General features: G+C 67.0%; 12 protein-coding genes. 4 read left to right on the top strand and 8 right to left on the bottom strand.

The features are described 5' to 3' along the window. Window positions 1-3 precede the first annotated feature (3 nt). Together WDN01_08660 and WDN01_08655 are read right to left on the bottom strand one after the other, a co-directional pair. Complete coding sequence (locus tag WDN01_08660) at window positions 4-759, bottom strand: thioredoxin domain-containing protein (GenBank protein MEJ0026083.1); 756 nt, start codon at window positions 757-759, stop codon at window positions 4-6. 34 nt (window positions 760-793) lie between these two features. Further along, window positions 794-2131 (bottom strand): M48 family metalloprotease, encoded by a 1338-nt coding sequence (locus WDN01_08655; protein MEJ0026082.1) that lies wholly within the window; start codon window positions 2129-2131, stop codon window positions 794-796. 187 nt (window positions 2132-2318) lie between these two features. Here WDN01_08655 and WDN01_08650 point away from each other — a divergent pair, with 187 nt between their 5' ends. Continuing rightward, window positions 2319-3767: a gamma-glutamyltransferase gene (locus WDN01_08650; protein MEJ0026081.1), complete on the top strand. Its 1449-nt coding sequence runs from the start codon at window positions 2319-2321 to the stop codon at window positions 3765-3767. A gap of 460 nt (window positions 3768-4227) precedes the next feature. On the opposite strand, the gene WDN01_08645 is transcribed toward WDN01_08650, so the two are convergent. Next, complete coding sequence (locus tag WDN01_08645) at window positions 4228-7122, bottom strand: Rne/Rng family ribonuclease (protein ID MEJ0026080.1); 2895 nt, start codon at window positions 7120-7122, stop codon at window positions 4228-4230. A 426-nt stretch (window positions 7123-7548) separates the two neighbouring features. Here WDN01_08645 and WDN01_08640 point away from each other — a divergent pair, with 426 nt between their 5' ends. The 3 genes from WDN01_08640 to prfB all read left to right on the top strand — a co-directional run bounded on the left by WDN01_08640 (window position 7549) and on the right by prfB (window position 12631). Beyond that, window positions 7549-8898 (top strand): N-acetylmuramoyl-L-alanine amidase, encoded by a 1350-nt coding sequence (locus WDN01_08640; GenBank protein ID MEJ0026079.1) that lies wholly within the window; start codon window positions 7549-7551, stop codon window positions 8896-8898. Between the two features lie 158 nt (window positions 8899-9056). After that, window positions 9057-11462 carry a penicillin-binding protein 1A gene (locus WDN01_08635; GenBank protein MEJ0026078.1) on the top strand — a complete coding sequence of 802 codons (2406 nt, stop codon included), beginning with the start codon at window positions 9057-9059 and terminating at the stop codon, window positions 11460-11462. Between the two features lie 37 nt (window positions 11463-11499). Beyond that, window positions 11500-12631 (top strand): peptide chain release factor 2 gene (gene prfB, locus WDN01_08630; protein ID MEJ0026077.1). Its coding sequence is split into 2 segments (ribosomal slippage): window positions 11500-11568 and window positions 11570-12631, totalling 1131 coding nucleotides; the frame shifts between segments, so codons are not numbered across the junction. A gap of 12 nt (window positions 12632-12643) precedes the next feature. On the opposite strand, the gene WDN01_08625 is transcribed toward prfB, so the two are convergent. From WDN01_08625 to WDN01_08605, 5 genes are all read right to left on the bottom strand, one after another. Beyond that, a complete protein-coding gene (locus tag WDN01_08625) occupies window positions 12644-15397 on the bottom strand; it encodes a winged helix-turn-helix domain-containing protein (GenBank protein ID MEJ0026076.1) in 2754 nt (917 codons plus the stop codon). 194 nt (window positions 15398-15591) lie between these two features. Further along, on the bottom strand, window positions 15592-16713 hold the full coding sequence (locus tag WDN01_08620) for a hypothetical protein (protein ID MEJ0026075.1): 1122 nt from the start codon (window positions 16711-16713) through the stop codon (window positions 15592-15594). 282 nt (window positions 16714-16995) lie between these two features. Then, the gene (locus tag WDN01_08615; GenBank protein MEJ0026074.1) at window positions 16996-17496 is read right to left on the bottom strand and encodes a polymer-forming cytoskeletal protein; all 501 of its coding nucleotides are present in this window, start codon (window positions 17494-17496) and stop codon (window positions 16996-16998) included. Window positions 17497-17530: 34 nt separating this feature from the next. After that, the gene (locus WDN01_08610; GenBank protein ID MEJ0026073.1) at window positions 17531-19126 is read right to left on the bottom strand and encodes a peptidoglycan DD-metalloendopeptidase family protein; all 1596 of its coding nucleotides are present in this window, start codon (window positions 19124-19126) and stop codon (window positions 17531-17533) included. After that, window positions 19123-19590: a peroxiredoxin gene (locus WDN01_08605; protein ID MEJ0026072.1), complete on the bottom strand. Its 468-nt coding sequence runs from the start codon at window positions 19588-19590 to the stop codon at window positions 19123-19125. The genes WDN01_08610 and WDN01_08605 overlap by 4 nt, the downstream gene beginning before the upstream one ends. Window positions 19591-19649: the final 59 nt, after the last annotated feature.

Below are 19649 nucleotides of genomic sequence, written 5' to 3'. Positions count from 1 at the left end.
CGCTCACGTCCCCGTCATCTGTTTCAGCGTGTCCTCGTCGATCTCGCCGGAATGGACCTTGCCGTTGACGATGAAGGTCGGCGTGCCGTCGACGTTCACCCGCTTCGCCAGCGCCCGCGCCTTCGCCAGGGTCTTGTCGGTGGCCGGATCCTTCATGTCCGCCGTCAGCCTGGCGATGTCGAGGCCGGTGGTCTGCGCCACCCGCATCAGCACGTCGAGGTCGATCGCGCCGGGCTCGCTCATCAGTGCGAAGGTGAAGGGGATGTACTTGTCCGGCTGGCGCCGCGCCGCGACCGCGGCCCGCGCCGCGGCCGTCGACATTTGCCCGAAGATCGGGAAATCGACGAAGGCGAAGCGCGCCGTGTCCTTGTGCGCCTCGTAGAACGCCTTGACGGTCGGAAAGGTGTTGCGGCAGTGCACGCAATTGTAGTCGAAGAACTCGACCAGCGAGACCTTGGCGTTCGCCGGCCCCGTCACATAGGCGACGGCCGGATCGAAGAACGCCTTGGGCCCCGCCGTATCGACCGCCATCTGCCGCGCCCGCTCGGCGACGTCCTCGCGCTTTTCCTGCAGCGCCGCATAGCGCTCCTGCATCTCGGCCAGGATCTGCGGATTTTTCAGCAGATAGGCATGGACCTGCCGCGTATCGACGCGCGCGGTCGGGAAATAGCCGAATGCCGCGGCGCCGAACACCACGCCCACCGCGACCACCGCTCCGCCCAGCGCGCTCAGCGCGGCGATCTTCCATTGTGTCGTCATGGCGTACCTTCCGAAGGCCTTTTCGTCCGGCCGCCTAGCGCTGCTGCGCGCGCGCAGCGGGCATGGAGATTGCGACGATGTCGTTGGCGCGCTGCCAATCGGGCGAGCCCTGGTCCAGGCCGTGGCGCGCCTTGTTGGCGAACATCGCCGCCGGGGCATAGGCGCCGATCGAGTAGTAGCGCTCCGCCGTCGCCAAATCGGCCATCGGCTCATTGCCCATCTGGCTGTAGGCCTGCGCCGCCTCGTACCAGGCGAAGGGATCGTCGTCTTCCTGCTGCAGCGCGACCTTGAGGTTCTCGAGCGCCGGCTTGGCGAGCGCCGGCCGTTCGGTCGCGAGCTGCGCCGCGGCCAGCGCGACGCGGAGCTGCGGCGCGCTCGGCATCAGGTCGACCGACTTCTGATAGGCCACGACGCCGAGCTCGGGCTTGGCCATGCTCACATAGATCTGGCCGAGCACCTCGTAGAAATAGGGATTGCTCGGCTCGTCCTTGATCAGGCTGTTGATCTCCTCCAGCGCCTTGGGCAGATCGGGCTTGCGCGAATAGGCCATGGCGCGGGCATAGCGCGCCGTCTCGCTCTTGTCGGTCAGCGGATAGCGGTTGAACACCACCTGCAGCGGCTCGATATAGCCCGCGAGCTTGGCCTGGATCATCTCGTATTCGTGCTCGACCGCCGGATCCTCCGGCACGTCCTTGTAGGGCGAGGCCTCGACCTCGGCCTCGAGATTGGCGACGCGGTCGCGCCCCATCGGATGATCCGAAGCGTAAGGGTCCATGCGGTCATAGGCGCGGGCCTCTTCGTCGGCGAGACGGGTGAAGGTCGCCAGCAGGCCGCGCGGCGACTGGTGCGTCTTGTTGAGCAGCTTGAGGCCGATCTGGTCGGCGGTGGATTCCTGCACGCGGCTGAAGGCGTTGAACTGGTCCTGCGCGATGCCCTGGCCGCCCATCAGGATCAGCATGCCCGCCTGGCCGGCGCCGGCCGCGATCGCCGCGATGCCCACGACCATGGAGAGCAGCATCGGGATCGTCGCCTTCTGGATCGCCGCGGAGCTGCGCGACAGATGGCCGGCCACGATGTGCCCGGTCTCGTGCGCCATCACGCCTTTGAGCTCGAGCGAATTGTGGGCGAACATGATCATTCCCGATTGAATGAACATGTTCTGGCCCTCGGCGACGAAGGAATTCACCGTGGGATCGTTGACGAGGTAGATACGCACGCCTGCCGGATCGAGGCCGCCGGCCTTCAGCAGCGGATCCTCGTAGGAGCGCAGCGCGCGCTCGGTCTCGGTGTCGCGCAGCAGGAGGATGCCCTGGGCCGCGGCGGGGCCTGCCAGCACGCCGAGGCTTCCCAAAAACCCGACCAGGAACGCCAAGGCTCTCGCGCGGCGCGACAAGACCGCTTTCACGCGCGTCAGACGGGTCGAAGGGTTGCAAAACGCCAAGGCTTGAACTCTCCTAACGGTTCGAAGCGCCCCCCGTCCGGTCGGGACCGTAGGTGGGCCAGGAACCCGCGTCAACGGACGCCATATCTGCGTCCTTAACCATCAAGGATTTGTAACATTGAGGCTTCGTTCGCGGATTTTGGCTTGCGCTTCAAGCCTGCTGCTTCTGTCCGGCTGTTCCGTCGGTCTCGGCTCGCTGGGCGGCAGCGATGACTCGGGCGGCGCCGTTCCCACCAGCACGCCCAGCACTCCGAGCAGCAGCTCCGGCGGCATCGCAAGCCTCATCGGCCTGGGCGGCAGCGGCGCCGGCGCCAGGGCGCTGGCGGTCGGCGACGAGCCCTATGCGGTCAGGGTCGGCGCCTCGATCCTCCAGCAGGGCGGTTCGGCCGCCGACGCCGCGACCGCGATGTATTTCGCGCTCGCGGTGACCTATCCCGTCGCCGCGGGCCTGGGCGGCGGCGGCATCTGCATCGTGCGCGATCCGGTGACCAGCCGCACGGAGGAGTTCGATTTCCTCGCGCGCGATTCCAGCGGCGGCGGCGCCTATGCGGTGCCGGGCAACGTCCGGGGCTTTTCGTTGATGCAGGGCATCTACGGCGCGCTGCCCTGGCAGCGCGATGTCGCGCCCGGCGAAGGCTATGCCTCGGCCGGCTTTCCGATCAGCCATGCGCTGTCCGCCCGCATCGCGACCTTGAAGGATGTGATCCGTCTCGATGCCGCGCTCGCCGCCGAATTCCTCGACGAGTCCGGCGAGGCCAAGCCGGCCGGCACCATCGTCTCCAATCCCGATCTCGCCACGACGCTGGCCGTCATCCGCACCGGCGGACCGAATGCGTTCTATACCGGCAATCTCGGGGCGCGCATCCTGGCCTATTCCGGCCAGCAGGGCGGCGCCATCGCGGTGCAGGAATTCGCGCGCTACCGCGCGACGCGCACCGCGCCGCAGGCGATCCAGCTCGGCAATCAATATGTCCTGCTGCCGTCGCAGCGCACCGGTGCCGGCGCCTTCTCCGGCGCCCTGTTCGAGACCCTGCAGCGCGCGATGGATACGAGCACCGGCGCCGGCGACCTGCAGGCCGCGGTCGTCGTCGCGGTGAAGCAGGCGCTTGCGCGCTTTCGCGTCACCGACCTGCCGCAGGATCTCGGCGCGACCGGCTTCGCCGCGACCGACGCGAGCGGACAGGCGGTCGCCTGCGCCGTGACGATGAACGGCCCGTTCGGTTCGGGCCGCAACGCGCTGGGCACCGGCGTGACGCTGGCGCGCGCGCCGTCGAGCGGCGCGTCCGGCGTAGCGGCCGCCTTCATGACGCCGCTGATCGCGACCGACAGCGGCGGTGCGCTCACGCTGGCCGGCGCGAGCGCCGGCGGGCCCAACGGCACCGCCGCCCTGGGCTATGCGCTGGCGCGCCTGTCGCGCGGCGAATCCGTCAGCCGGCGCGCCGATCTGCGCTCCACCGGCGTGGCGCCTTACGACACGATCAACGCCATCGTCTGCCAGAGCGGCACCTGCGTCGCGCTTCCCGACCCCGCCTCGAACGGCTTGGGCGCGAGCGGAGACATGCGCTGAATCGGCCTTCCCGTGAGGGCGGGTCGAAAAAGTTCGAAGCGGCGCGTAGCGACGTCGGGAAAATTATTTTTCCGGCAAGAAAATATCGTTCGCCGCAGCGCAGCACAAAAACTTATCCCCGCGGCAAACCGAAACCCTCCGCGTTCTTCGCGGCTCCGCGTGAAGCTCCTGTCGGATAACCGCCGGGCAATGGCGTCGCCGGAAAATTTTCGCGCGCCCCTTGAACCGAGTCGGTCTACGCACCAAATCCATCACATCCCCGCAACTGCATCGACGTAAACGGCGCACCGGTTTTCCGGCGCGGGCGCGTGGTCGCATCGAAAGGAAATGCATCGCTCGACGGACCGCTCCTCGCAACACGCGCAATCGCTCGCGCCGCGAATCCGTCTTGGTCACACAAGCATCCGTCATCCCCTCGCATTGCGAAGCAAGGCGAGGGGAACGACGGCGTTGCGAATGCCTATGTCTTGAACGCCCGCTGCCACCAGCCCTTCTTGGGCGGTGCGGCCGGCTCGGCCGGCTCGGCCGGCTTGGTCTCGTCCTTCGGCGTGGTGTCGATCTCCGCCGGGTCGCTCAGCGACCAGGAGGGCGTCGACGCCGTGTTCGGGCTCACGCGCGGAGCGTCGTCGCGCGGCGTGGTGTCGATCTCGTCGGGTTCGCCGAAGCGGCCCACCCCGAACGACGCCGGGGTCTGCGACACGGGCGGAAGCTCCGGCGCGGAAGGAGGCGGGGGCGCGAGGGCCTGTTCGCCCGCCGCTTCCGCGGGCTGTTCGATACGCTCGCCATTCGGCGCGAAGCGCTCGCGGTTGCCGCCCCGCCGGCCCCGGCGGCGGCGGCGTTTGCGGCGCTGGCCTTCGGCATCCTGACCGGCGGCACCGTTCGCCTGGGGTTGATGTTCGCTGGCGAACGCCTCGCCGCCCTCGACCATGTCGTCCGGCCCAGCGGCGAATTCGCCGTCGCCGGCCAGCAGAGTTTCGGGCGCGGCGTCCGGCGCAACCGGCGCCGGCGTCTCGCGCGGTGCGCCGCCGTCGCGCTGGTCGCGGCCGCGTCCGCTGCGATTGCGTCCGCCTCGGCGGCGCCGGCGTCGGCGGCCGTCGCCGTTCTCGGCCTGCTCCTCGCGCGGGCGCTGTTCCTCTTCCGGCTCGGCCGGCGTCTCGACCGCTTCGATCGCCTCGTCTTCCGCTTCGAGTTCCTCTTCCTCGACGACGTCGAGGTCCTCGTCGTCCTCGGCGATCGGCGCCGGCGCGGCATGCACGGGGCGCACGAAGTCTTCCGGATTGCGATGGCCGACGCGGTCGATCTCGAACGCGCCCGCCATCAGCTCGGGCTTGGGCTCGAAATTGATGACGATGGAATATTCGCTTTCCAGCCGCGACAGCTCGCGGCGCTTCTGGTTCAGCGTGTACATCGCGACGTCGGCCGCGACCTTGACGGTCAGCCCCTCGGCCCGCTGCTTCTGCGCCTCTTCCTCGAGGCCGCGCAGCACGCGTAGCGAGGTCGATTCGACCGAGCGCACGATGCCCTGGCCGCCGCAATGGGGGCAGGGCACGGTCGAGCCCGCGATGACGCCGGCGCGCAGGCGCTGGCGCGACATCTCAAGAAGGCCGAACTGGCTGATCTTGCCGATCTGGATGCGGGCGCGGTCGTTCTTCACCGCGTCGCGGATGCGCTTTTCGACGTCGCGGTCGTTGCGGCCGTCCTCCATGTCGATGAAGTCGATGACGATGAGGCCCGCCAGGTCGCGCAGGCGAAGCTGGCGGCCGATCTCCTCGGCCGCTTCGAGATTGGTCTTGCGCGCCGTCTCCTCGATGGAGTGCTCGCGCGTCGCGCGGCCCGAATTGACGTCGATGGAGACCAGCGCCTCGGTCTGGTTGATGACGATATAGCCGCCGGATTTGAGCGTCACCGTCGGCTGGAACATGGCGTCGAGCTGCGCCTCGATGTGATAGCGCTGGAACAGCGGCACCGGCTCGGCATAGGGCTTCACGTTCTTGGCATGCGTCGGCATCAGCATCCGCATGAAGTCCTTGGCGTTGCGGTAGCCCGCCTCGCCCTCGACCGTGATCTCGATGACGTCCTTGTTGTAGAGGTCGCGGATGGCGCGCTTGATGATGTCGCCTTCCTCATAGACGCAGGCCGGCGCGATCGAGTTCAGCGTCGTCTCGCGGATCGTGTCCCACATGCGCAGGAGATATTCGTAATCGCGCCGGATTTCGACCTTGGTGCGGTTCTCGCCCGCGGTGCGGATGATCAGGCCCATGCCCTCGGGCAGTTCCAGCGCCTGGGCGGCGCTCTTGAGCCGCTTGCGGTCGGCCAGGTTGGTGATCTTGCGGCTGATGCCGCCGCCGCGCGGCGTGTTCGGCATCAAGACGCAGTAACGGCCGGCGAGCGACAGATAGGTGGTGAGCGCCGCGCCCTTGTTGCCGCGCTCTTCCTTGACGACCTGCACCAGGATGATCTGGCGCCGCTTGATCACTTCCTGGATCTTGTAGTGGCGCCGGCGGACCCAGCGCTGCGACGGCTTCTGCGCCTGGAGCGGCTGCGCCGCCTCGATGGGCTGCTCCGACGCGGTCTGGATGTCGGGCACGTTCTCGGTGACTTCGGGCACCGGCGTGTCGATGTGGAAGCCCTCTTCGGCCGGCACATGCGCGGCCGATGCCGCGACGGTCTGTTCGTCGACCACGCCGGCGCGCTGCTCGGCCTCGGCGACGGCATCGATCTCGTCGTCTTCGTGATTGTGATGGACATGGTCGGGCGGCGCGGCGGCGACCGGCTCGTCTTCGTCCTCTTCATCATCGTCGTCTTCGTCGATGTCCTCGGCGCTGGCGACGCCGGGATGCTCGAAGACGTCGTCGTGATCGTCCGCGGCGGCCGTCTCGATCGGACGTTCCGGTTCCGGGCCGTCCTCGGTCGGCAGCGCGTCGGGCGCGACATCGACCGTGTCGGTCGCTGGCGCCGCGGGGAAGGCTTCGGCGGTTTCCTCCTCCTCCTCGTCCTCCTCGACGGACGGCTTGGGACCGGAGGAGATTTCGAACGACTCGATGTCGTCCTCGGAGCGGCGGCGGGCTTCGGCCTCCTGCTCGGCGATCAGCGCCTGCCGGTCGGCGATCGGGATCTGGTAATAGTCGGGATGGATTTCCGAGAAGGCGAGGAAGCCCTGGCGGTTGCCGCCATATTCTACGAACGCCGCCTGGAGCGAAGGCTCCACGCGCGTCACCTTGGCGAGATAGATGTTTCCCTTGAGAGGCCGCTTGGTTGCGGCCTCGAAATCGAATTCCTCGACCTTGTTACCGTCGAGAACGACGACCCGGGTCTCCTCCGGGTGGCTGGCGTCGATGAGCATGCGTTTGGGCATTTAAGTCTCCGAGCGGCCGCGCTCGCGCACCCGCGCGCCTTGGCGCGAGAAGGGGGAGGGGCCGCGTTGTTGGGGACAGGCGCCGGGCCGCCGCCGCCCGCAGCGCCGCTGCAGGATCGGGGAAAAGGGCTCGCGCGATGTCGGTCATTGCAAAATTGATCTTCAGCCGGCCGGGCCGGCGGCGGGATGCTGCTGCAATGGAGGGATTCCTGCGCTGGGCGCTCGAAGAGCCAGCCGGCGCGATCTCCGGACCACCGCACCGTCTCATCCGGTCACCCCTGTGACCGGCCGGCGCAGCATGTACATGTTGTAGGGGTCCCTTGGCGGAACGGCAAGAGAAACCCTCGAATTCATTGTAAAGGCCGCAAGTGCTAAGGATTCGTCAATGGTTTACGGCCAGTTTCCACTACCTTCGGGGCGCTGCGGATGAATCGCCGTCTGGCCATGATCTTGGGCTTTGGGGCCGCCGTCGTGCTCGCCGGCGCCGCCTGGGCGGCGTCCGACCCGTCCCGGGACGCCGACGACCTGATCGCCCATATCCTGAAGGACGCCCCCGCCCCGAAACCGGCGCCGGCCCAGCCCGGTACACCCCTACCCGGGGCGCCCCCGGCGCCGGCCGCGAAGCCCGGTCCGGAACCCATCGTGATGAGCGCCCGCATCGGGGAACACGAGGACCGCACCCGTTTCGTCGTCGAGATGTCCGATCCGGTCAAAATGCGGGTCTTCACCCTCTCCAATCCCGACCGGGTGGTGATCGATATGCCGGCGGTACAATGGCACCTCGACGGGCCGCCGCGCCCCACCGGCAACGGCGCCGTCCGCAGCTACCGCTACGGCCTGTTCCGCTCCGGCAATTCGCGCTTCGTGATCGACCTGAACAGGCCGGTGAAGGTCAGCGATCCGCTCGTCCTGCCGCCCAGCGGCGGCTATGGCTACCGCGTGGTGATCGATCTGTTCCCCGTTTCGCCCGATCAGTTCGTGCACAATTCCGGCTGGCCGGCCGACCTGAAGGCCCGCGAGGCGGCGGCCGAGCAGCTCGCCTCGATCCCGGCGCAGGCGGTCGCGCCGACGCCCGAGAAGCGCATCGTCGTCATCGACGCCGGCCATGGCGGGATCGACTCCGGCACCAGCGGCGTCAATGGCTTGCAGGAGAAAGATCTCGTGCTGGATGAGGCGCTCCGGCTCGGCCGCGAGCTGGTCCGCCGCGCCAACTACACCGTCCACCTGACCCGCGACACCGATGTTTTCATCCCGCTCAAGGAGCGCGTGACCATCGCGCGGTCCTGGCACGCGGACCTGTTCATTTCGCTGCATGCCGATTCGAACCCCGATCCCGGCGTCAACGGCCTGTCGATCTACACCCTCTCCGAATCGGGGTCCGACAAGGAAGCGGCCGCCCTGGCGCGCAAGGAGAATCAGTCCGACGTCATCGCCGGCGTCGATCTCGGCGGCGGCAACTCCACCGTGGCTCCGATCCTGATCGACCTCGCCCAGCGCGACACCATGAACCGTTCGTCACGCTTCGCGACCGGCGCCGTCGCCACGCTGGCCGCCGCGACGGACATATTGCCGCGTCAGCCGCACCGCTCGGCGGGTTTCGTGGTGCTCAAGGCGCCCGATGTTCCCGCCGTCCTGATCGAACTCGGTTATCTATCGAACGAAGGCGATGCCGGGCAGATGAACACGGTGCGCTGGCGCAACGGCGTCGCCAAGGCCATCGCCCAGGCGGTGGACGGGTACTTCGCACCCGCGATAACCGCATCGCCCGCTCCTTGAAGGTCCGCGCCTACCGCGTACGAGGCGCAGCAGGGGGAGAAATAGCCGTTGGCGAAGCTTTGTTAATCCTTCCCACCGCCACAATCCGCCGATAAGAAAGCGGCCGTAAAGAGGGCTATAACAGCGCCATGTTCCGGCGGATACTTGCATACACAGGCTTGGGCTTGGGGGTCCTGGCTGCGGCCGGCGTGCTCGCCGCCGTCGTCGCCGTCTATCTCGTCACCCGCGACATGCCGAGCGTGGAGACCTTGCGCGACTACCAGCCGCCGGTCACCACCCGCGTCTATGCCGGCGACGGCACGCTGATCCGCGAATATGCCCGCGAGCGCCGCATCTTCGTGCCGATCGCCTTCGTGCCCAAGCTGATCACCGAGGCGTTCACCTCGGCCGAAGACAAGAATTTCTACAACCATCCGGGCATCGATCCGTCCGGCATCGCGCGCGCCGCGGTGAAGGACGTGTTCAACGTCTTCCAGCACAAGCGCCTCGAAGGCGCCTCGACCATCACCCAGCAGGTCGCCAAGAATTTCCTGCTCAATTCGGACGTGAAATTCTCCCGCAAGATCCGCGAGGCGATCCTCGCCATCCGGATCGACGCGACCTATTCCAAGGACAAGATCCTCGAACTTTATCTGAACGAGATCTATCTCGGCGCGAACTCCTACGGCGTCGCCGCCGCGGCGCTGAACTATTTCGACAAGTCGCTCGACCAGCTCGACATCGCCGAGGTCGCCTTCCTCGCCTCGCTGCCCAAGGCGCCGTCGGAATTCGATCCGGTGCGCAACCACAAGGCCGCTTTCGACCGCCGCAACTGGGTCATCGGCCAGATGGAGGAAAACGGCTACATCACCGCCGAGCAGGCGGGTGCCGCCAAGGCCGAGCCGCTGGTCACCCAGCCCCGCGCCGCCGGCTCGCAGACCGAGGACGCCGACTATTTCGTCGAGGAAGTCCGCCGCGAGCTCTATGCCCGCTACGGCGAGCAGGCGCTCTACGACGGCGGCCTTCAGGTCCGTTCGACCCTCGACACGGCGCTGCAGAACTATGCGGTGAACGCGTTGCGCGCGGGCCTGGTGCGCTACGACCGCCGCCACGGCTGGCGCGGCACCGCCAGCAACATCGCGGTCTCGGGCAATTGGCGGGACACGCTGAAGGCGGTGGCCAACCAGTCGGGCATCGAGACCTGGCGCATCGCCGTCGTCCTCGATTTCGACGGCAAGGACGCGAAGATCGGCCTGGGCGACGGCACCACGGGCACGATTCCCTGGAGCGAGCTCACCTGGGCGCGCCGCGAGCCGAAGAATTCGCCCTATGCCGGTCCCGCGCCGACGAGGCCGTCCGACGTGTTCAAGATCGGCGACGTCATCTATGCCGAACCGCTGGAGGGCAAGCCGGGCCTGTTCGGTCTGCGCCAGGTGCCGGAGATCAATGGCGGCATCGTTGCGATGGACCCCCATACCGGGCGCGTGCTCGCGCTCTCCGGCGGTTTCTCCTATGCGTCGAGCCAGTTCGACCGCGCCTTCCAGGCGATGCGTCAGACCGGTTCGTCCTTCAAGCCATACGTCTACGCCGCCGCGCTCGACAACGGCTATACGCCGGTGAGCAAGATCCTCGACGCGCCGTTCGAGATGAACGACGGCTCGGGCAAGATTTGGCGGCCGAAGAATTTCGAGAAGCACTACCTCGGCATGACCACGCTGCGCCGCGGCATCGAGCTGTCGCGCAACCTGATGACCATCCGCCTCGCCCAGGCCGTGGGCATGGACAAGGTGGTGCAGTACCCGATCCGCTTCGGCGCCTATGACCGTCTGGCGCCGTTGCTCTCCAACTCGATCGGCTCGGGCGAGACCACGCTTCTGAAGCAGGTCACCGGCTATGCGGTGTTCGTGAATGGCGGCAAGAAGATCGTGCCGTCGCTGATCGACCGCATCCAGGACCGCAACGGCAAGACCATCTGGCGCCATGACGGCCGCGCCTGCGACGGCTGCAACCTTGCCGACTATCGCGGCCAGCAGGAGCCGCTCCTGCCCGACACGCGCGAACAGGTGCTCGATCCGCAGACCGCCTACCAGATCGTCTCGCTGCTCGAGGGCGTCGTGCTGCGCGGCACCGGCCGTTCGGTCCTCGCGGTCGGCAAGCCTCTGGGCGGCAAGACCGGCACGTCCAACGAATCCAAGGACGTCTGGTTCGTCGGCTTCTCGCCCGATCTGGTCTGCGGCGTCTATGCCGGCTTCGACAATCCCAGGACGCTGGGCGGTTACGAACAGGGCGCCACCGTCTCGGCGCCGATTTTCCGCGATTTCATGAAGGGCGCGCTGTCGAACACGCCGGGCATCCCGTTCCGCGTCGCGCCGGGCGTCGAGATCGTCAAGGTCGATTACCACAGCGGCGTCCCGTCGCCCTCGGGCATTCCGGAGGTCTTCAAGCCCAATACCGCCCCCGGCGAGCCAGACGCCCCCGGTGCCGTGATCGGCAGTTCGCCCTTCGCCGGCACCTCTCCGCCGCCGACCACCCCCGGCGAAACCGGCGCCCCGACCGTCGATCCGGGGAACGGCGGGTTGTACTGATGCGGCCCGCGCCCTATATCCCGCGCCGGAGATTCCCATGCGCCCCGAGATCGAACGCACCGTCGAAGACATCCAGCAGGCCATCGCCCTGCTGAGGAGGCATCTTTGACTGGGATAACGCGCTGCGTCGCCTCGACGAACTGAACGCCAAGGCCGAAGATTCCGCCATCTGGAACAATCCCCAGGCCGCCCAGAAGATGATGCGCGAGCGTCAGAAGCTGGACGCGTCGATCGGCGCGGTGCGGGCGCTCGACAACGAGCTGGCCGACGCGCTCGGCCTCATGGAGATGGCGGAAGGCGAAAACGACGCCGCCATGGTCGCCGATGCCGAGAAGACCATCCAGGTCCTGGCCGCCCGCGCCGAGCAGCAGCGGCTGCAATCGATGCTCTCCGGCGAGGCGGACGGCAACGACACCTATCTTGAAATCCATGCCGGCGCCGGCGGAACGGAAAGCCAGGACTGGGCCTCGATGCTCGAGCGCATGTACACGCGCTGGGCGGAGAAGCACGGCTACAAGGTCGAATATTTGGAAGAGAGCGAAGGCGAGGGCGCCGGCATCAAATCGGCGACGCTGATGATCAAGGGCGAGAACGCCTATGGCTGGCTGAAGAGCGAGGCCGGCGTGCACCGGCTGGTGCGCATCTCGCCCTTCGATTCCAACGCGCGCCGCCACACCAGCTTTTCCTCGGTCACCGTCTATCCGGTGATCGACCAGTCGATCGAGATCGACATCCCGGAGAAGGACGTGCGCATCGACGTCTACCGCGCGAGCGGCGCCGGCGGCCAGCACGTCAACAAGACCGAAAGCGCGGTGCGCATCACGCATATCCCGACCGGTATCGCGGTGGCCTGCCAGACCGAGCGGTCGCAACACCAGAACCGCGCCAATTGCTGGGACATGCTGCGCGCCCGGCTCTACGAGATCGAGCTGAAGAAGAAGCAGGACGAGACCGGCGCCTTCATCGGCGAGAAATCCGATATCGGCTGGGGCCACCAGATCCGTTCTTACGTTCTGCAGCCCTATCAGCTCGTGAAGGACCTGCGCACCGGCGTCGAGAGCCGCACGCCCTCCGACGTCCTCGATGGCGACATCGATCCCTTCATGGCCGCCGCCCTGGCGCAGGCCGTCGGCGGCAAGCCGAAAGAGAAGATCGAGGACCTGGAATAGAATTCGACGCCCTTACAGCGTGTCGAGCACGGCTTTCGCGGCCCTGAGGTCGCCCGTATCGAAGCCTTCGGTGAATTTCGCATAGACCGGCGCAAGGAGATCCTGCGCTTCCGCCTTGCGTTTGCGGGCGCTCCAGAACTGGGCAACGCTCGTCGCGGTGCGCAACTCCCACGAGGCGGCTCCCCTGTGGCGCGCCTGCGCCAGCGAGTCGCGCCAAATGTCTTCCGCGACCGAGGCCGCATCGGGCTCGCGTAACAGGACAAGAGCGCCTTTCGCGCGAAGCAATTCCGGAATGCACCACGATGCCTCGCCTTTGAGGAGTCCGTCGTCGATGATCTTGAGCCCGTCGGCGATGCGGCCGGCGCGCGCCATCGTTTCCGCGACGCGCCCCACGACCCCCGGGAAGCGCCGCAGGGTTCCGCCGATCGCGTCGGGCGTGGCGGTCAGCACGAAGCCCGGCGCACTCTCCCGGTCGTTGCGGTCGAAGGCCAGCGCCGATTCCAGGCCCTCGCGCAGATGGCGCGGATAGTGGGCGACGTAAGGGGCCAGCTCGGTATAGAAGCGGTCGAGCGTCTGTTCGAAGAGCGAGGCGTTTCGCGTCAGCAGGGCCAATTGCGCGAGCCCGTCGGCGAGGGCAAAGCAAAGCGTCAGCGCGTGTCCGGACCGTTCCGCCGATTTCACGCTGCGCAGTGCGGCCTCGATGGCCTGCTCGGGATAGCCTTGCACCCAGAGCAGGCGCGCGCGGGCAAAATACGCCGACATGGTCTGGTCGAGCTGGAATCGCGTCGCGCCGACGCCCTCGGTGGAGACCGGGCGCCGCTTCAATGACTCGTCGGAGTGAAAGCGTGCCAGCGCCAGATCTCCGGCCATGAAATGCGCCGCCGACATCAGCCGGTGCGCCGCTCTGTGTTCGGCGGAGTTTGGGCCCTGCAGCGCGAGATCCGAAAAGGCCTCGGCGTGCTCATGCGCCGCGCGTTGGTCGTCGCCATAATAGCTGTTGATCGTGATTCCCCAGTGGCCGAGGAGGCGATAGTCCCTGTCGTCCAGCGACTGTGCCAATTCCAGCGTCCGGACAAAGGAAGGCCTTGCGCTGTCGCTGCCAGTATACATGAGCGCGGCGCCGAGGCCGGCACGCAGGCCCATCTCCCGGCGCGGATCGACCGGCCCGGCCTCCGTCGCGCGCGCAAGCGCCCGCTCGAGAAGCTCGCGGCATTCGCGCATCCGCGAAAGGCGAAGCCACAGCGGCACGGAGGCGATGGTGAGGTCCGCGCCCAGATTGCCATCGCCCGACGGCGCGTAGCACCATTCGAGGGCGGCACTCACGTCGTCGGCCCATTTGCCGTATTCCGCGATCCAGACGATCCCGTTCTCGCCCGTCCACGCCCGTTCGGCCGCTTCCAGGAGCTTGCGCAGGGACTGCGCATGGCGCCTTTGCACGTCGGCGGCGCTGTCCGTCTCCTTCAGCTTTTCCGCCGCGTAGGCACGCGTGACCTCGAGCAGACGGTATTGCACGACGCTCTGGCTGATATCCGCCGCAACCAGCGATTTGGAGGTCAGCTCCGCCAGGCCGGCGACGACATTGGCGCGCCGGATCTCGTCGTCGGCGACGACGGACTGCGCGGCCTCGAGCGTGAAACGCCAGCGGAAGACGGACAGGCGGTTGAGGATCGTGGCCTCGCGCGGTGTGAGAAGCCCGTAGCTCCAGTCGATCGCCGCTCGCAGGGTGCGGTGGCGGGGAAAAGCCCCGCGATGGCCCCGCGTCAGCACGTCGAAAAGATTGTCGAGCTGGGCGGCGAGACCGCGCACGCCGAGCGATTCGATCGTCGCGGCCGCAAGCTCGATGGCAAGGGGTATGCCGTCCAGCCGTTTGCATATGGTCGCGACGGAGGGCGCGTCCGCATCGGTGAATTCGAAGGAATCCATCGTCTGGGTCGCGCGCTCGACGAAGAGCTGAACGGCCGGATAGGCGAGGGCCTGGGACGCCGTCATCGTCTCCGAGAGCGGCGCCGTCTCCAGGCCCGGCAGGCGGCGGAGCCATTCGCCGTCGACCCGAAGCGGCTCGCGGCTGGTCGCCAGGATATGCACGCGCGGTGCGCCTCTCATGATGGCGACCACGATCTGGGCGGCCGCATCGATGAGATGCTCGCAATTGTCGAGCACCAGCAGAAGGTGGCGGTCCTTCAGGACGCGCACGAGGCTCGCGGTCGAGTAGTCCGCAACGGGATAGGATAGGGTCGACGCGACGGCGTTCGCGACGAATTCCGGTTTATCGAGCGAGGAGAGATCGACGAAGCCGGCGCCGTCGCCGTAAGCGCCGCCGAGCCGGCCGGCCAGGGCGCGGGCAACGGTGGTCTTTCCGATTCCGCCCGGTCCGACGATGGTCACCAGCCGGCGCTTCGGCAACTGGCGCACGACGGACTCGATGAATTCCGCGCGACCGACAATGTTGTCGGACGCAGCGGGCGGACCCTCGGCGTGCTCGACCGGTTCGTCTTCCACCTCGATATGCGCCAGCGGCGCCACGAAGCTGTAGCCTCGGCCGGGCACGTTGGCGATGTAGCGTATGGCGTCCTTGCCCTCGTTCAGGACCTTGCGCAGCGTGACCATGTGCACGCGAAGGTTGGACTCCTCGACGAATACGCTCGGCCAGGTGTGGGCGATGATCTCGTCCTTGGGAACGACTTCGCCGGCGCGTCTGGTCAGGAGGATCAGGATGTCGAGCGCGCGGCTGCTGATCCGGAGCGACTTGCCGGATTGCAGCAGCAACCGGCTCTGCGGCAATAGCCGGAACGGTCCAAAGGTTAACGCAGTCTCGGCCAACTCTCGCCTCAACGCTCCAGGAGTGCGGCGGGAGTGAACTATACCAACTGTTCCCAATCCTGTAGGCGAAAAGCACGATCTCGCCGGCGTCAGCCGCCTATTTTATAGGCAGTTTTTTTTTCAGACGAGGCGCCAGACAATCAAAAGCGCGTCTCGCTCACCCGGGTTCCCGGAAGCAGACCGGCTTCGCGGTCGTCTTCCCAGCGGGCCGACAGGGCGGCAAACACTGCCACCACCGCGCCGAACAGAAGCGCGAACGCCGTCCACAGGCTCGCCATCGCCGCCGTCTTGCGTGCCGCCTCGGCGGCGGCCACCTCGCCGTCATGGATGCGTCGCGTCACGTCGTCTACGCGCCGCTCCGCCGCTCCGGCCGTCAGGCCGGTATCGCTGGCGACCAGCATCGCAAGGCGCATCCGGTCCTCGCCGGACAATTGTTCGCCATCGGCCATGCCGACCGTGAGGATGCGACCCGCCTCCGCCTTGTCGGCGCCGAGCGGCCGTGACGCCGGCAACGATACCGTCGTCACCGGCGTCACTGGCGCGGTTGAAGGTCCGTCGCCGAGAAACACGGGATTGCCGTTGTTGCGGACCGGCGTCGCGTCGGGCGTCATTTGCGTGTCGCTGGGCGAAAGCGGCACCGGCTCGCCCGCGGGAGGCATATCCGTCGTCGTGCCGGTGTCCGCCTGGGCATATTGCCGTCCGGCCAAGGACGCCGATTGCGCGGTCGCGGGACGGAACAGCCTGTCGACCCAATAGGACGTGGCCGCGGGCTGGCCCGCGTCGCCGCGCGTGCCGTTCGCCGTGGCCGTCGCCAGGGCGCCGTTTACGGCGCTGGTCGTGGTCGCCGTGCCGGCGACCAGTGCTGACAGTCCGACGACCGCTGCCGTCGCGACCACGGCAATAGCCCAGGCGACGAGGCCGTGCGTGCCGGCGCGGAAGTCCTCTTCGCGGCTTGTCTCGACGGCCGGACCGATCAGGCGGCCGACGATGTGTCCACCCGCGGCGAAACCGAAGGCCTGCGCAGCAAGGAAATATACAGCGCCCAGCGTCAGAAAGGTGGTCGTGCCGCCCGCCGTCGCATGGCGCACCGTCACGAGCGAGAGCCCGACACCGGAGCCGAGCGTCACGAGAAGAAAGGTGACGCCCGCGGCGACGAACGCGCCGGCGAAAGCCGCGCTCCAGGAAAAGCGAAGCGGCTCTGCGGTCTCGCTGACGATGGTGGTGTGGTCGGGGCCTTCGTCGACGACGGTGGTGGTGGACATACTGATCCCCGCTGGTGGCAGCGCGTCAACGTCCGGCCGAGGAACCCGTTCCGCCGCTGCCGCACGAATGAGCAGGCGGAACTCATGGGGACGTTGGGGATTACCTCGCCGAGTTTATCAGGGGATTTACATGCGCTCCTTGCTGCTGTGGCTGATCGGCATTCCGATTCCGATCATCATCATCTTGTGGCTGATCACCGGCCACGCGTGACGGTCCGCAAATGAAAACCCCGCCGCGATCGCTCGAAGCGGGGTTGAAAACCAATCCGTGATGTCGGGCGACTACGGCTTCGCGGTCGCCAATCCGGCGGCGGCCGGCGCGTTGGTCATCGGACGCGAAACCATCGAGGAGACGGCGGACGGCGCGCTCGCGGGCGCGGCGGCCGGCGTGGAACGGAATTCGGTCGGTTTCTTGTTGACGGCATCGTCGGCCAGCGGATTGTCGGCGTGACGGCAATTGCCCTCGAAAAAGGCGCCGGTCTCGACCGCGAAGGCCTCGTGCAGGATGTTGCCTTCGACATGGCTGGTGGCGCAGAGCAAGACCTTGCGCGCGCGGATGGAGCCCTGCACGCGGCCGCGGACGGTCAATTCCTCGGCGAGGATCTCGCCATGGATGAAGGCCTTGTCGCCGATCACGAGACCGGCGGAGCGCACATCGCCCTCGACGCGGCCGTCGATCTGGATGTCGCCGGTCGAGATCAGCGTGCCGTTCACGACCAGGTCGGCGCTGATGATCGACGGCGCCGAGGAACGGGCCGCGCGCTTGGCGGGCGGAACGTTCATCGGTACGGGCGGGGGAGCGGCGTCTTTGTCCTTCTTACTCGAAAACATGGCGACCTGCCTCGATAAAGGTGCTCGGGTTTCTCATCACGTTGTCGTACCAGACCTCGTAGTGAACATGCGGTCCGGTACTGCGCCCCGTCGATCCGAGTCTGCCGATGGGCGATCCTTTGGCGACCTTAGACCCTACGTGCACAAGAATCGATGACATATGGCCGTAGCGTGTATGGATTCCGAAACCATGGTCAATTTCAACCATGTTTCCATATCCGCCGCGGTCGCCCGCGAACACCACGGTGCCCGGCGCCGTCGATTCGATGATCGAGCCCCACGGGCCAGCGAAATCGACGCCGGGATGGAAGGAATAACGCCCGGTAAACGGATCGATGCGGGCGCCGAATCCGCTGGTGCGCTCGAATTGCGGGCCGGCGACCGGCGTGGTCAGGGGGATGTGGCGCATCGCGCCCAGCAGCGAATTCATCTGGTCGAGCACGGCGGAGGCGCGCAGATAGGCATTGGTGAAGGCCTGATCGGCAATTCCGTCGACGCGCACGTCGGAGAGCGGCATTTCCGGTCCGCCGACGCCTTCGACGGCCGCCAGGCGGCGGGTGTAGTCGTCGGGATTGATGCCGGTGTGGCGGATGACGTTCTGAATGCGCGCGACGCCCTCGGCGACCTCGTTCTGCGTCCGCGCCATCAACTGAGTCTCGACCAGGCCGATCTGCGCCACGCGGGTCGTCTGCTCGGCGAGCACGCGCAAGGCCGGGTGCTGGGCGAAGGTCGCCGACGAAGGCGCCGTCGGTGATGACGGTCTGGAACCGAACAGAAGGCCCTTGATGTGATCCACGGCGCCGCCGAAATCCAGGAAGCTCGCCTTGGTCGGCTTGGCGGTGCGCGGCTGCGGCGCCGGCGGCTGCGGCATGACGGAAAGTTCGGACGAGCCGCTGGCGTCGATCGGCGCTGCGCCGGGCGGCGGCGGCATCCCTTCGATGCTGTCGCTGGGTGCGCCGTTGTCGCCGGCGTCGGCGGGGGGTGCCGTGGCGGCCCCGATGCGCACGCCGTTGCCGTTCAGGCTGGCGATCGTGGCGTCGACCTGCCGGCGGCGGTCGAGGAACTTCATGATGGTGTTCTGCTTGGTCTGCAGCTCGCTGGCGACCGCGGTGAAGCGATCCTCCGCGCCGACCACGGCGCCGTTCAGCTCGTCGTAGGAAAGCTGGAGGTCGGACAGCCGATTCTCATAGGCCAGCTGCATCTGCTGGGCGCGACGATCCTTCGCCGCGATGATCCGGTCCTTGAAGATGACGTTGACGGTGGCGAATGCGACCCAGCCAAGGAAGATCAGGGAGAGGCCGGCAAGCGTGGCCTGAAGCGTCGGCCCGAAGGTGAAGAATTGCACCCGCCCATCGCTGCGGATGTAGACCTGCCGCTCCGGAAACGTCTCATGGAGCCAAGCCCAGACGCGCTCGACGAGCGTCCCCGCCATGCCTTCATTTCCCTTGCTTGCGTCTTTTGCGCCAAACCCGACCGGGCGCATTTCACTTAAGTGTCGGCGTCGAATCAAGCTCTTACCCCAGAAAAACGACCTTGAGGTTAACCTTGGGCCGATCCCCCGGCGCGGCTCGTGCGGTTTCATGCGAGCTTTTTCGCCTCCGCCAGCACGTCCGCGACATGGCCCGCGACCTTCACCTTGCGCCAGATATGGCGGATGACGCCCTTGGCGTCGACCAGGAAGGTCGCCCGTTCCATGCCCATGTATTTACGGCCGTACATGCTCTTCTCCACCCAGACCCCGTAATCGGCGGCCGTCTGGGTCTCCGGATCGGACGCCAGGGCGGTTTTCAGCTTGTATTTGGCCTTGAACCGGTCGTGGCTGGCCACCGTGTCCTTCGACACGCCGATCACCGAAACGCCCAGCTTTTCGAACGTCTTGAGACTCTCGGAAAACCCGATCGCCTCCTTGGTGCAGCCCGCCGTGTCGTCCTTGGGATAGAAGTAAAGGACGAAGGGCTTTCCTTTCAGACTGGCGGTCGATATTTCCCCGCCGGCGTCGGCCGCAAGGCGGAACTTCGGGGCCTTGTCGCCGGGTTTGAGGTCCATGGTGTCTCGTCGGTGAGATGAGGCGTTTACCCGGCCCTTAACTATGGGCCATAAGCTGA

Source organism: Rhizomicrobium sp., assembly GCA_037200985.1.
Lineage (GTDB): Bacteria > Pseudomonadota > Alphaproteobacteria > Micropepsales > Micropepsaceae > Rhizomicrobium.
Note: the sequence above shows the minus strand (reverse complement) of the source record. Positions and strands in the feature narration are given on the sequence as shown.